Raw genomic sequence first — 13674 nt, 5'->3', positions numbered from 1 at the left:
CGCTTATCCCGCGAGGGACGGCAGCCAGAGCACGATCTGCGGGAAAGCGACCAAGAGGCCGATGGTGACCGCGTCGGCGATGAAGAAGGGCATCACGCCGCGGAACACGTCCTGCACGCTGAGGTCGGGGCGCACGCCCGCGACGACAAAGCAGTTGAGGCCGATTGGCGGGGTGATCAGACAGAACTCCGCCATCTTCACCACCAGAATCCCGAACCAGATCGCGCACATCGGACCCGACATGCCAAAGGCGCTGTCGGCGGCCGAGACCATCTCGCCCCCGTTGAGCGCCATGACCGCCGGATAGACCACCGGCAGCGTCAGCAAGAGCATCCCGATGGCGTCCATGAACATCCCCAGCACGGCGTAGGCCAAGAGGATGCAGATCAGGATCAGCATGGGCGAAGTTTCGAGCGAGGAAATCCAGTCGGCAAAAGCGCCCGGCAGATCGGCGAAGCCAAGGAAGCGCACATAGATCAGCACGCCCCAGATGATGGTAAAGATCATCACCGTCAGCTTCGCGGTCTCCAGCAGCGCGTCCTTCAACTCGGCCAGCCGCATGCCACGGAAGACGGCCATGCAGAAGACGATAAAGGCGCCCACCGCCCCGCCCTCGGTCGGGGTGCCCCAAGCGTCGCCGAAGGGGTTGTAGACGAAGAAGATGATGATCACGACCACGGCAACAATCGGCATCGCAGCGGGGAGCGAGGCAAAACGCTCGCCCCATGTAAAGCCGCGCACCGGCGGGCCGACGCTTTTCCAGATCATCGCGATCCCGATGATCAACACCGCATAGACCACCGCCGAGAAGGCACCCGGGATAAAGCCCGCGAGCAGCAACTTGCCCACGTCCTGCTCAACGATGATCGCGTAGATCACGAGGATCGCCGAAGGCGGAATCAATGAGGCCAGCGTGCCACCAGCGGCCACAACACCGGCCGCGAATTGCTTGTTATAGCCGATCTTGAGCATCTCGGGGATGGCGATGCGGGCGAAAACCGCCGCCGTGGCGACCGATGCGCCCGACACCGCCGCAAAGCCCGCCGTGGCGAAAACGGTCGAGACCGCCAGACCGCCCGGCACCCAAGCGAACCAACGTTTCGCCGCCTCAAAGATCGCCTTGGTCAGGCCCGCATAATAGGCCAAAAAGCCGATCAGGATGAAGGTCGGGATCAGCGAGAGTGTCTGGCTCGATACCTTAGAGTGCGGCACTTGGCCCGCGGTCTTGATCGCCACGGTCAGCGCCCAGCCAAGCTGGTCCCACTCCATGCCCTTCTTGGCCCAGAAAATCCAGATCAGGCCGACAAGCCCAGCCATGGCCGCGGCAAAGGCGACCCGCATGCCAAGCACCACCATGACGAGCATACCGCCCGAGACCCAAAGGCCGATTTCAATAGGATCCATCAGTCACGTCCATCCAGTTGTTCGGCCTCGGCCATTGCTTGTTCCGCCGCCGATTGCACCAGCGGCACGGCCACGGGGCGTTCCAGCCCCAGCACCAAGGCCCGGCCATAGCCCCAAATTTGCAGGCAAAGCCGCAGAGAGATCACGACGAAAGCCAGCGGCACCACCAGTTTGCTGGGCCAGATCGGCAGGCCGATGTCGATCGAACTGTCGCGGCTCCACATCGGGGCGTTCATGTCAAAGCTGCGGTCGAAATGCGCCCAAGCGCCCCATGTCAGCGCCAGCATCAGCAAAAGGATCAGCACCACCGACAGCAGTTCCGCCGCCCAAAGCGCGCGGCCCTTCAGCTGGCCGATCAGGATGTCCATGCGCACATGGCCGCCCATCCGTTGGGTATAGGCGATGCCCATGATGGCGATGAAAGGCATCGCCGCTTCGATCCAGTCGACATAGCCCGCCAGCGGCGTGGAAAAGAACTTGCGCCCCCCCACGGACCAGACGGCCAGTATCATCAGTGAGAAAACGGCAAGCCCCGAGATCAGGGCAAAGAAGGTTTCCAGCTTCAGCAGGCCCCGGTCGAGGCGGCTGAGGAGGCTGCTGTCCTCCAGCACGGCGGATGATCCGGCCATCGGCTCTCCTTTTCAGAAAGTCTGTTTGTTGCGTTTTGGAAGTCGAAAGGGCCGCGCGGTCAATCCGCACGGCCCTCACAGTCATGCCCGGCTGGGCTTAGTTCGAGGCGCGCTCTTTTTCCAGCGTCTCCATCACGAGGTCATAGAGTTCCTGACCCGGGATGCCCTGCGCTTCCATGTTCTCGATCCATGCTTCGCGCGCGGGATCGGCGGCTTTCTCTTTGAACTCGGCGATAACTTCGGGGGAATACTCAACCTTCTCCACGCCTTTTTCTTCGAGAACGGAATCCCATTTCTCCAGCAGTTCCGCATAGTTGGCGAGGTAGTGATCCAGCGCCTCATCGACCGAGCTGTCGAGCGCTTCACGCTCTTCGTCGCTCAGCATCTCATAGGCGTCGATGTTCACCACGACGGGGCAGTTCACGGTGCCGGGGTTGAGGTTCGCGGTCCACCAGTCGGCCTTGTTGATGGTGCCAAAGGACAGATGCGCGTGCTGGGCGAAGGCCACGGTGTCAACGACACCCGATTCCATCGCGTTATAGGCTTCGGTCGCGGTCACGGATGTGGGCACGGCGCCGACAGCTTCAAAGGCTTTGCCCAGACCGCCGGTGGCACGCACGCGCATGCCGTCGAAATCTTCCAGCGTGGTGCGCGGATCGCCGGTGCCGACAAGGTTGTACTGCGGCATGGGCGAGGTCATCAGCATTTTCGCGTTCCACTGCGCCATCTCCTTGGCGACGGCGGGGTGGTCATAGACCGCTTTGGAAACCGCGACTTCCTCTTCAAGGTTGCTCACCCCCAGAAACGGCAGTTCCAGCACGGTGATCGCGCGGTTCTTATCGGCGTGGTAGCCGGCGCAGAACTGGGCCATCTCGAAAGCGCCGATGGAGATACCATCGAGGTTTTCGCGGTTCTTGGACAGGCCGCCGTAGCTGACGTTGATGGTGAATTCGCCGTCGGTCTTCTCAGAAACCAGTTCGGCAATCTTTTCCACATGTTCGGTGAAGGCGCGGCGCTTGCCCCAGACCGAGGCATTCCATTCGGTCGCGGCAGCTTCGCTTACAAACGCGACAGTCAGCGCACAGGCGGCGGCACCGCTCAGCAGATTTTTCATGATGGCTCTCTCCCATAGTTGCCGCCCTTGGGTGGGCGGATTGGCGCACAGGCTACCCCGCGGGGGCTGGCCTGCCAACCCCGTCATGCCGCGCAAATACGACAGCCGCAAGACAGTTGCGCCAAGTTTGACTGGCAAGGCTTTGAAAAACCGCGCCAATCACCGGGCAAGAGCGGAAAATTTACAGAAATCACCCCGATCGGGAAAAACCTTTACAGGCAAGCCCTTGTAATCCAGTTGCTTATTCCCTTCTTTTCACGGGCCGCTATGATCCGGCTGAGGAGGACGCCACGGCCACCGGGTTTGACCCGCGCCCCGTGGAGATGCGAACATCAAGGGAGGAACCACCATGTCCGACGCCACCGCCAAGACCTATCCGCCATCCGCCGACATGGCCGCCCGGGCCCATGTGGACGCGCAGACCTATGACAAGATGTACCAAGCCTCGGTCACCGACACCGATGGGTTCTGGCGCGAACAGGCGCAGCGGATCGACTGGATCAAACCCTTCACCCAAGTGCGCGACGTGAACTTCGACCTTGGGTCGGTCAGCATCAATTGGTTCGCGGATGGCGAGCTGAACGTCAGCGCCAATTGCATCGACCGCCATCTTGAGACGCGCGGCGATCAGTCCGCGATCATCTGGGAGCCGGACAGCCCCGAGGATGAGGCCAAGCACATCAGCTACCGCGAGCTCCACAGCGCTACCTGCCGCATGGCCAATGTGCTGCGGGATCTCGGCGTGGGCAAAGGCGACCGCGTGATCATCTATATGCCGATGATCCCCGAAGCCGCCTATGCCATGCTGGCCTGCGCGCGGATCGGGGCGATTCACTCAATTGTTTTCGCAGGCTTCTCCCCCGATGCCCTCGCCGCGCGGGTGAACGGCTGCGAGGCGAAGGTGGTGATCACCGCGGACGAGGCCCCGCGCGGCGGCAAGGCCACACCCCTCAAGGCCAATGCCGACAAGGCGCTGGCGCAATGCGATGCCAGCGTTCAATGCCTTGTGGTGCGCCGCACGGGCGGTGACGTGGCATGGGACGATGCCCGCGACCGTGATTACAACGCACTGATCAAGGATGCCGCCGAGACCTGCGAAGCGGAGGCGATGGGCGCCGAAGACCCGCTTTTCATCCTCTACACCTCAGGCTCCACCGGTCAGCCCAAGGGCGTGGTCCATACCACCGGCGGCTATATTACCTATGCGGCGCTGACCCATGAGGTGACGTTCGATTACCACGACGGCGACATCTACTGGTGCACGGCGGATGTGGGCTGGGTCACCGGGCACAGCTATATCGTCTATGGCCCGCTGGCCAATGGCGCCACCACGCTGATGTTCGAAGGCGTGCCCACCTACCCCGATGCCAGCCGTTTCTGGCAGGTCTGCGAAAAGCACAAAGTCACGCAGTTCTACACCGCCCCCACCGCGATCCGCGCGCTGATGGGGCAAGGCAATGACTATGTGACCAAAAGCGATCTGTCCTCGCTGCGCATTCTTGGCACCGTGGGCGAGCCGATCAACCCCGAGGCGTGGAACTGGTATCACGAGGTCGTCGGCCAGAACCGCTGCCCCATTGTCGACACGTGGTGGCAGACCGAGACCGGCGGCCATCTGATGACCCCCCTGCCCGGCGCGCATGACATGAAACCGGGGGCCGCGATGAAGCCCTTCTTCGGCGTCAAACCGGTGGTGCTGGACCCAACATCGGGTCAAGAGATCGACGGCAACCCCGCCGAGGGCGTGCTTTGCATCGCCGACAGCTGGCCGGGGCAGATGCGCACCGTCTGGGGTGATCACGAAAGGTTCGAAAAGACCTATTTCGCCGATTACCCGGGCTATTACTTCACCGGCGACGGCTGCAAACGCGATGCCGATGGCGACTACTGGATCACGGGCCGCGTTGACGATGTGATTAACGTCTCGGGCCACCGCATGGGCACCGCCGAGGTGGAAAGCGCCCTCGTCGCCCATGACAAAGTGGCCGAAGCCGCCGTGGTCGGCTACCCGCATGACGTCAAAGGCCAAGGCATCTATTGCTATGTCACCTTGATGAGCGGTGAGGAGCCTTCCGAAGAGTTGCGGGCCGAGTTGCGCAATTGGGTCCGGCAAGAGATCGGCCCCATCGCCTCGCCCGATCTGATCCAATGGGCACCGGGCCTGCCAAAAACACGTTCGGGCAAGATCATGCGCCGCATCCTGCGCAAGATCGCCGAGGATGATTACGGCGCGTTGGGCGACACCTCGACGCTGGCGGACCCCGGCGTGGTGGACGATCTGATCGGCAACCGCATGAACCGCTGACACGGCGCGCGGCGCGGGCGGCTACCTGCCCCCACGCCGCGTTGCATGAGAAAGAGAGACATGGACCAAACCGCCCCCCAAGTGCCGCCCCCCGCCTCCGCTGCGGAATGCGACGCCGCCCTGCCGGATATCCTCGCCGCGCCCAAGGATGGCGCCGTGATCGAAGAACTTTGCTTTCGCCCCGATTACGGGGAGCGGGATTTCCGTGATGAACTGGATCTGACCGTGGCCCAAGGCATCCTTGGCGAACGTTGGACCGAGAAACCTTGGCTAACCCTGCCTGACGGCAGCCCCGATCCGCGGATACAGATCTCCATCCTGCCCAAACGCGTGATGGATCTTTGCTGGCGCGACCGGGCAAACACGCCGCACCCCGGCGATACGATGATCGTGGACATGGACCTTGGCCATGAGAACCTGCCCGTCGGCACGCGCCTTCAAGCCGGGTCTGCGGTGCTGGAGGTGAGCGATAAGTTCAACACCGGCTGCATCAAATGGCGCGATCGCTATGGCCAAGACAGCCTGCGGTGGATCAACCGAAAGGAAAACCGCCCGCATCGATTGCGCGGCGTTCTGTGCAAAATCGTGCAGGACGGCACCGTTCGCCGTGGGGACCGGCTGACCAAGCTCTGACGCCTCTCACATAGAAATGGGCCGCCCCCAAGGGACGGCCCAGATCATCATTTCAAACGTTTTCGCGCGGGTTTAGCCTTCGACGCGCTGAAGGTTGATCTCACCCACGCCCACAGCAAAGTTCGCGCCGGTCTGGGTATTCACGCTCAGCGGTTGAAGCGCCAATGTGTTCTCGGAACCGCCTGTCATCAGGTTGGCCCCCGCGCCGACACCGACGGTCGCCTCGGCGGAAACGCCTTTATAGCTGCCGTTCAGCCCGCCTTCGGAATATTCCTGCTCGGTCGGGGCCAGCACCAGCCATGACATCTGGCCATTCTCGGTCTTGCCGATATCGACGCCCCAGCGGTTGATCTCGCCCACATAGGTCTCATCTTCGAGACCTTCTTGAATGGGGTTGAAGGTGCAGGTCAGCTCACGGGTGGAGCCGAAAACGAAGCCGGTGCCCTCGCCCACATCGCAAGACAGGGAGCCAATCTCGACATGGTCGACGGTCTCATTGTCATCGGCCATCGCGGTGGAGCCGAAGGCGGTGGCGCTCAGAAGGGCCGCGCCGAGGGTGAGTTTGCTTGCATACATCATCTTTGTCACTTTCCGGCGCGACGAGACGCGCCTTTTCTGCTGTGAACGGCATTCGGGTGCCTGGACAGACGGCGCAGACCTCCTGCGCCGCCCCTTTCAGACAGCCAGCATCGACACCGGTTGGAGCCGATGATGCCTCTCATCGCTGGCCCAACGCCGGGCCTTGGCAGCGGTTCCTCGGCCCAACCGCGGGCGCGAAAATCCGCGCAAGGGGGCCGATGCGCAACGCCCCGGCACCGCTGGACAAATCAGCCGCCACATGGCACCGCTTGTCGCTATGAGTGATGATCTGATCCCCTTCTCGCCCGACAGCGGCGATGCCCCGGCGCTGCGCCGTGCCTTCGGGCGTTTCGGCACCGGCGTGACCGTGGTGACCGTAAAAACCGCCCAAGGCCCCTTGGGGATGACTGCGAATTCCTTTGCCTCGGTCTCGCTCGACCCGCCTTTGGTGCTGTGGTCGCCTGCGATCTCTTCCAAACGGCACGACAGTTTCACCTCGGCGGCGTCCTTTTGCATTCACGTTTTGGGCGCGGATCAAGAGGGTTTGGCCCAGCGTTTCGCAAGCCAAGGCCATGATTTCTCTGGTTTCGATTGGACGGAGGACGCCGCCGGTGTGCCCACTTTCGCAGGCTGCCTCGCCCGGTTTCACTGCGCGACCTATGCCGTGCATCCGGCGGGCGATCATTCGCTGATCTTGGGCCATGTGCAACAGGTCGCTTTGCGCGAGGATGGGGCGGCGGGCTTGATGTTCGACCAAGGCCGTTACGGCCACTTCACCCCCCGCGACGACAGATAAGAAAAAGGGCGCCCCGTAAGGCGCCCCTTTCAATTAATAGTCCCGCTCGAAGAAGATGCCGATGCTGCTGTCGCCGTCCGAGCCAAGTGTGCCCTTGGCCGTCAGGCTTTCGGTGATATCGAGGTTGAGCGACACCTCCCCCGTGCCATCCGAAGCCGCCGTCACATCGGTATAGATGTTGTCGGTCAGGTATTTCCCCAGCCGCAGCGCAGTCTCGCCATCCTCCGTGGTGGTCACATCCAGATCGTCGAGGCCGAAGCCCTCACGCAGGTTGCCGATCACCCCGTCGCCGCCGCGGCCTGCGAGGGTCGCCACTGCACTGGCCAATTGCAGCGCCTGAAAGGCCGAGATTTCCGAGATGTTGCGCCCAAAGAGCAGCTGCGACAGCACCTCGTCCTGCGGCGCGGCGGGGGTGGATTCGAAAGTGACCTCAGGCTCATTCGCCGGGCCGCTCACGATGACACGCACCTCCCCCGCTTCGGTATCGGTCGAGGTGACGAACCGGATATAGGGGATGAAATCGCCCTGAAACTGGATCGACCCTTCGTCGAGCAAGAAGCGTTTGCCCAAGATATCGAGCCGCCCGCGGATCAACTCGAACCGCCCGGCCGAGATGATGCGGTTGGTGGTGCCGCTGAGGTTCAGCGCGCCGCCCAGTTCCGCATCCAGCCCGCGGCCCCGGACGTAAATCCGGTTCGGCGCGTTGAGTTGCAGGTCCAGTCCGAAACCGGGGCCGGAGGCATCCTCAGTAGGGTCATCCCCGGCATCCGCGCCCTCCAAACCGGCCTTGCGGCGGGTCGCCAGCACATCGGCAGGCGCGTTGACTTGGGTGATCTGCGGGATGTCCCCGATCGAGGTCAGCCCCGTCGCGGGCACCTGAATATTCGTCTCGCCCGCGTTGATCACCCCGGTAATCTGCGCCCCCCCGCTCAACGGCCCGGCAAGCCGCAAATCACCGTTCAACGTGGTGCTATAAAGGCTCGGGTCCGCATAGACGAGGTTGCGCAGGGTGACGCTGATATCCGCAGGCAGCGCCGGTGTCAGGGTGATCGCCCCCGCCACGCGCAGCTCTCCGCCATCGACGGCCTGACCGGTCACATTGAGCTGCGCCCGATTGCCCCCAAGCTGAACATCCGCGTCGATCCCCCGCAGCGCCACCCGCAGGTTCGGCGCGGTGAAGGTCGCGCCGCTGGTGGTGATGCGCCCGCTGACCGACGACAGCGCCGCCGGTCCGTTGATCTGCAAATCGAACCGCGCTTGGCCTTGCAAATTGCGCGGGGCGAGGAAGGGACGCGACAACCCCAGCGGCGCATTGCCCGCGATATCGAGGTTCAGCGTCCCATCGGGGTTCACCAGCCCTGCCACAGTCGCCTGCGTGCCTGCGGGGCCATTGGCACTGGTGTCGATGCGCCAGGCCTCCCCCTCGCGCCGGGCCGAGCCTGCGACGCTGAGCGGGCCGTTCACTTGCTCCACCAAGGCGCCGATGTCGGGCATGTTCAACTGGAAATCGACAGCCGCATTGGGGCCGGTGACCAAACCTTCGACCGTCGCCCGCGCGCCGTAGGGGCCGCTGGCGCTGGCATCGAGGACCACGCCGTTTTCGGTCTGACGCGCCACGCCGTTGGCCGCGAAAGAGCCTGAGACGCTGGGCACCAGCGGGTTCACGTTGGGCACCGAGACGTCGAACCGCAGAGAGACCTCTCCGGTCACCAGCCCTTCGACCATGGCGCTGCTGCCATAGGGACCATCGGCGCTGACATCCACGGCGATTCCGTCATCGGTCTGACGGATGTCGCCCGTGGCCGAAAGCGGGCCGTTCACACCGGGTGCGAGGGGGCTGACGTCGGGCACTGAGAGGTCAAAGCTGAGCGCCATATTCGGGCCGGTGGCCAGCCCCTCAACCACGGCGCTGCTGCCATAGGGGCCACTCGCGGCGACATCCACGGCAATGCCGCTCTCCTGCTGCCGCACCGTGCCTTGCGCCGCCAGCGGCCCGTTCACCCCGGGGGCCAGCGGGCTGACATCCGGCAAGGTCAGGTCAAAGCGCAGCGCCATGTCAGGCCCCGTCGCCAAGCCTTCGACCGCGACGCGGCTGTCGTAGGGGCCGTTTGCAATGGTATCGACGACAACCCCCTGTTCGGTCTGCTCCAGCGTGCCGCTGGCCGCGACCCCGCCGTTGATCTGCGGGACGAGGGATTGGATATCGGGCAGCGACAGGTCAAAGGCCACATCGACGCGCGGCGTGACCAACCCTTCGACCGAGGCCTGCGCCTCCAACGGGCCGCTGGCTTCGGTGTCGATTTCCCACCCCTGCGGCGTCTGGCGCAATGCGCCCTTGGCGGTGACCGGGCCGGTGATATCCGCCTCGGGCAGGAAATCTTCGATCCTGGGGATATCGGCGGTGAAGTCGATCTGCGCATCCTCGCCCGTGGCCAAGCCCGAGACGGTCAGCGCCGCGTCATAGGGGCCATCGGTGACCGCGTCGACAACCCAGCCGCGCGGCTCTTGCACCGCTGTGGCCTTGACCGCGATGGGACCTTCGTATTGCGGCAGCACCAACCCAACATCGGCGAGCGTGAAGTCCAAGGCCGCGCGGCTGCCTTCGCTCCGCAGTTCTACATCGCCGGTCAGGTCCAGCGCATCGTTCTTTAACTCAAGATCGCGCAGGAAAGTCCCCGTCTCGTTGCGTTTCGCCACCATGCTAAGGCTGGTCCGCCCCGCGAGAACCGCATCGGCCTGTTCGATCCCGATCTCAAGGTCATCGGTCCCCCCAGCAAACGCCAGATCGAACATGCCGCCCAAAGGTGTGACCGTGCCGTTCAGCGCCAGCGCCGTGGCCCCCGCGATATCGCGGCCCGCCAGCGCGGAAAAGCGGCTGATATCTTGGGCTTCGAGCGTCATCTTCAACTGGGTGAGCAGCCCAGTGTCGACCCCGTCGATCGCGGCTTCGCCGGTGAGGCCATAGTCTTCGCCCGATAGGGTCAGCCCGTTGATCTCAATCGGTTCACCTTCGACAAAGCGGATCTCGGCGCTGCCGGTGATCGCATCGCCGATGGCCTCGGCACTTGCCGGATCGGTCAGCGTCAGCCCCTCGGTTGCAAAGGTCACATCGCCGAGGAATTGCCCCAGACTGCCAAGGTTGCCTTCGAGAATACCGTCGAGCGCCAGTTGGGTCTGCGCGATTTGCAGCGCGCCCGTGTCCAGCCCGGTGATGTCGAATGCGCTGTCGAAACGGTCGCCATCGGCGGCATCGTAATCCACCCGCAGGGTCACGGCTTCGACCCGTGTGCCCTCACCCGAGATCGGCAGAAGGGTCGAGGTGCCATCGGGGTTTGCGATCCGGCCTGAGATGTCGATCAGCGTCGGCCATTTCTCTTGGTTCAACGTGACCTGCCCCTGCAGATCGACGGAATTCGCGGCAAGGGCAAAGCTGCTGACCTCTACCGCACCGTTGCTTTCCAGCAGCGCATCCAGCGCAAGCCGCACGTCCTCGCCGAAGAAGTCGCGGTAGCGCGGGGCGAGCAGCGCAGTGATGTCGCCGCCGATATCGGCTTGAATGCGGCGGTCCGGTGTATCGCTGGCGCGGCGTGGGGCCTGCGTGCCAAGGGTCACCTGCCCCGCCAAACGCTCTTGCCCATCGGTGGCGATGGTCACATCGGTCGCGAAATCATCCAGCGGCCCTGCGCCTTCGACGGTCATCTGCACCGAAGGCTGCCCCGGCAGGTTCAGCAGTTTCGACGCGATGCCTTCGGGGTCTTCGGTCAGGTTCAACAACAGGTCCAGCACATTTTCGGTGCGGTCAAAATCGGCCTGAATGTCGAACTCGCCCCGTTTGCCATCAGTGCGGCGGGCCTGAAAATCGACGATGCCGACCGTATCGGTCAGCCGTGCATTGGCGCTTACCGAAAGCTGCGCCGCCTCGCCCAAGATCGGCTCGCCCAAATTGATCTCATCCACCGAGAAATCCGCAATTTCGATGGAGACAGGCAGATCGGGCAAGGAAAAGGGTTTGGCCTCGGCATCGGGCAGATCGACTTCATTGCTGGCCGGCAGACGCTCGACATCGAGCCGCCCGGCGGTGAGTTGCTCGACCTCAAGCCGTCCGCGCAGCAGGGCCGAACGGTTCCAATCCAGCACCACATCGTCAAGCGTCAGCCAGATGCCATCGTCATCCGCAATCGTCATCCGGTCAAAGGAGGCCTCCGAACTCAGCGCCCCTGCGAATCCGTCGATGCTGACGGTGCGGCCCGCGCCGCTCAGCGCGTCTTGAATGGTCCGGGTGAGAAAGCCCTTGTCGTCATCCTGTGCGGCAGCCGCTGTGAGGCATGCCAGATAGACAAGGCTGGCGGTGAGGATCTGCAAAAACTGTCGCATTAAAACGCCTGTCCAATCCCGATATAGACTTGGAAATCTTCATCCACTTCTGGCCCCGATGTGGGCACGGCCACGTCCAGCCGGATCGGCCCGATGCCCGTAGCATAGCGCAGCCCCAGACCTGCGCCGGAGTGCCAAGTGCCTGATCCGTCGTAGAATTCCTCCGACCCGATATAGCCCGCATCGGCAAAGCCCACGACGCCGATCTTTTCGGTCAGGGCCACGCGCGCCTCTGCCGAGAGCCCGACAAAGCTGCGCCCGCCCACGGTGTCGCCGCTCGGCAGCTCAACCCCAAGCGTTTGATAGGGTTGTCCGCGGACGCTGCCGCCCCCGCCGGAGTAAAAGAGGTAATCCGCCGGGGCTTCCGACAGGTCCGGCCCCGCGACCGAACCAAGCTGCCCCCGGAAGGCCAGTGTCACGGGGCGTTCGGACCCGAAGCTGCGGTAGTAGCGTGCATCCAGATAGGTCCGCAGCCCGCTTTCTGAGCCCGAGAGCGCCACAAAAGGCGTGATGCTGGCGTCGATGTAATAGCCATCGGTCGCGTCCAACTCATTGTCGCGGTAGTCGAACTCCGCCCCCAGCGGCAGGGTCAGCAGGGTATATTGGTTGGTGCCGAAGGCATCCTCGGTCTCAGCCACGCGCAGGCCGAGACCCGCGGAATAGGTGCGGTTCTGGTTGGCAATCCGCTCGATCCCCGCCTCCAGATCCAACTGGCGGGAGAAGTAATTCACCTCATCAAGCTGTTCCAACGTGGCCAGCGCGTAGAAATCGGTATCTTCGTTAAAGGTCGCCGGACGTTCGAACCGGGCAGAGAGCGTATAGTCCTCCCCCCCCGAATTGCCGCCGATGCCTTCGATCTCAGCCGAGAGGCGCAGACGTTCGGCCCCGCCCAACAGATTGCGGTGCAGCCAGAAAGTGCTCAGCGTCAGCCCTTCTAGCGAGGACAGTTCCGCACCGAAGCCAAAGCGCCGCTTGGGCGCTTCGGTCACCTGCGCGGTGATGGGCAGCGTGTCGTTGGGGCCAATGCGATCCGCTTCGATGAGCGCCACAGCGTCGAACGCGCCGGTGCGGCGCAGCCGTTCAGTAGCCAGCTCCAACTCTTCGGGCGAGAAGACCTCCCCCTGTGGCAGCCCTGCGATTTCGATCAGCCGCGCGGTGCGCACGTCTTCGTTGCCGGTCACAGTCAGCGCGCCAAAGCGCAGCTTTGGCCCCGGGGCCAGCCGCAGGGCAGCGTCGATCTGGCGTTCGCGGTGTTTGGCCACAAGATCTTGATCTGCCAATGCCGCTTTCGCGTGGCCCACGTCACGCCAACCGCTGACCCCGGCCGAGACGGTTTCCTTCAGCACGCCAAGGCTCGCGGTCTCCCCCGCGGCAAATCCGTCCGGCAACTCGGTGCCCGGGGCTATGGGCGCGATGCGGGTCGCGCCAAAGCGGAACTTCGGCCCCGGGTCTACCGTGATCACGGCCCGGTCGATGCGGCGCGGCGGTTGCACAGGAGGAATCGCGGCGGCATCGACGCCATCCAAGGTGATCTTGAGCGTCGGCCCGAAATACCCGCTGTCGTAAAGCAGCGCCAAAAGCCGCCCGTAATCGGCCTGCGCCGCGGCGACCAATTCCTGCGGCGTGGCAGGCTCGGCATCCTCATCGGTCTGCTCGGCCAACAAGGACCCATCGCGCAGGGTGGCATAGAGGTCCGAATCCGCTGCGATGCCAGTGATGGCCAGTTCCGCCGCCTGTGCCGCAGCCCCCCCGCCAAGAAGTAGTCCAAGAGCGAGACAAAGCGCCGCCCCTTGAGTCTGCCCTTGTTGCGCCACGCGCTACCCTCCTTGCGTTCGTCACC

9 protein-coding genes are annotated in these 13674 nt (G+C 63.7%); 3 read left to right on the top strand and 6 right to left on the bottom strand.

All coding sequences use genetic code 11. The features are described from left to right. Positions 1-3: 3 nt before the first annotated feature. The 3 genes from ACGYLD_RS00675 to ACGYLD_RS00665 all read right to left on the bottom strand — a co-directional run bounded on the left by ACGYLD_RS00675 (position 4) and on the right by ACGYLD_RS00665 (position 3147). Positions 4-1404 carry a TRAP transporter large permease gene (locus ACGYLD_RS00675; protein WP_394400591.1) on the bottom strand — a complete coding sequence of 467 codons (1401 nt, stop codon included), beginning with the start codon at positions 1402-1404 and terminating at the stop codon, positions 4-6. Then, a complete protein-coding gene (locus tag ACGYLD_RS00670) occupies positions 1404-2033 on the bottom strand; it encodes a TRAP transporter small permease subunit (protein WP_067260512.1) in 630 nt (209 codons plus the stop codon). The genes ACGYLD_RS00675 and ACGYLD_RS00670 overlap by 1 nt, the downstream gene beginning before the upstream one ends. A 97-nt stretch (positions 2034-2130) precedes the next feature. After that, the gene (locus tag ACGYLD_RS00665) at positions 2131-3147 is read right to left on the bottom strand and encodes a C4-dicarboxylate TRAP transporter substrate-binding protein (RefSeq protein ID WP_271689627.1); all 1017 of its coding nucleotides are present in this window, start codon (positions 3145-3147) and stop codon (positions 2131-2133) included. A gap of 349 nt (positions 3148-3496) precedes the next feature. On the opposite strand from ACGYLD_RS00665, the gene acs reads away from it, so the two are divergent. Then, positions 3497-5452 carry an acetate--CoA ligase gene (gene acs / locus ACGYLD_RS00660; protein WP_394400588.1) on the top strand — a complete coding sequence of 652 codons (1956 nt, stop codon included), beginning with the start codon at positions 3497-3499 and terminating at the stop codon, positions 5450-5452. Between the two features lie 60 nt (positions 5453-5512). Next, the gene (locus tag ACGYLD_RS00655; RefSeq protein WP_394400585.1) at positions 5513-6085 is read left to right on the top strand and encodes an MOSC domain-containing protein; all 573 of its coding nucleotides are present in this window, start codon (positions 5513-5515) and stop codon (positions 6083-6085) included. 72 nt (positions 6086-6157) lie between these two features. Here the strand turns inward: ACGYLD_RS00655 and ACGYLD_RS00650 are convergent, their stop codons facing one another. Beyond that, positions 6158-6664, bottom strand: coding sequence for a DUF992 domain-containing protein (locus ACGYLD_RS00650; protein ID WP_394400582.1), 507 nt, complete (start codon positions 6662-6664; stop codon positions 6158-6160). Positions 6665-6941: 277 nt separating this feature from the next. On the opposite strand from ACGYLD_RS00650, the gene ACGYLD_RS00645 reads away from it, so the two are divergent. Continuing rightward, complete coding sequence (locus tag ACGYLD_RS00645) at positions 6942-7460, top strand: flavin reductase family protein (RefSeq protein ID WP_271691694.1); 519 nt, start codon at positions 6942-6944, stop codon at positions 7458-7460. A gap of 33 nt (positions 7461-7493) precedes the next feature. Here the strand turns inward: ACGYLD_RS00645 and ACGYLD_RS00640 are convergent, their stop codons facing one another. Further along, on the bottom strand, positions 7494-11834 hold the full coding sequence (locus tag ACGYLD_RS00640) for a translocation/assembly module TamB domain-containing protein (RefSeq protein WP_271691696.1): 4341 nt from the start codon (positions 11832-11834) through the stop codon (positions 7494-7496). Then, the gene (locus ACGYLD_RS00635; protein WP_394400579.1) at positions 11834-13648 is read right to left on the bottom strand and encodes an autotransporter assembly complex family protein; all 1815 of its coding nucleotides are present in this window, start codon (positions 13646-13648) and stop codon (positions 11834-11836) included. The genes ACGYLD_RS00640 and ACGYLD_RS00635 overlap by 1 nt, the downstream gene beginning before the upstream one ends. Positions 13649-13674: the final 26 nt, after the last annotated feature.

The sequence above is a fragment of the Sulfitobacter sp. 1A12056 genome (genome assembly GCF_043558125.1).
Classification (GTDB): domain Bacteria; phylum Pseudomonadota; class Alphaproteobacteria; order Rhodobacterales; family Rhodobacteraceae; genus Sulfitobacter; species Sulfitobacter faviae.
The sequence above is the reverse complement of the archived record's forward strand: the minus strand, read 5'-3'. Positions and strand labels throughout refer to the sequence as shown.

What these genes read in the sequence shown, in the direction of transcription:
- ACGYLD_RS00675 (WP_394400591.1), bottom strand. Translation starts at nt 1,404, where the DNA reads ATGGATCCTATTGAAATCGGCCTTTGGGTCTCGGGCGGTATGCTCGTC.
- ACGYLD_RS00670 (WP_067260512.1), bottom strand. Translation starts at nt 2,033, where the DNA reads ATGGCCGGATCATCCGCCGTGCTGGAGGACAGCAGCCTCCTCAGCCGC.
- ACGYLD_RS00665 (WP_271689627.1), bottom strand. Translation starts at nt 3,147, where the DNA reads ATGAAAAATCTGCTGAGCGGTGCCGCCGCCTGTGCGCTGACTGTCGCG.
- acs (WP_394400588.1), top strand. Translation starts at nt 3,497, where the DNA reads ATGTCCGACGCCACCGCCAAGACCTATCCGCCATCCGCCGACATGGCC.
- ACGYLD_RS00655 (WP_394400585.1), top strand. Translation starts at nt 5,513, where the DNA reads ATGGACCAAACCGCCCCCCAAGTGCCGCCCCCCGCCTCCGCTGCGGAA.
- ACGYLD_RS00650 (WP_394400582.1), bottom strand. Translation starts at nt 6,664, where the DNA reads ATGATGTATGCAAGCAAACTCACCCTCGGCGCGGCCCTTCTGAGCGCC.
- ACGYLD_RS00645 (WP_271691694.1), top strand. Translation starts at nt 6,942, where the DNA reads ATGAGTGATGATCTGATCCCCTTCTCGCCCGACAGCGGCGATGCCCCG.
- ACGYLD_RS00640 (WP_271691696.1), bottom strand. Translation starts at nt 11,834, where the DNA reads ATGCGACAGTTTTTGCAGATCCTCACCGCCAGCCTTGTCTATCTGGCA.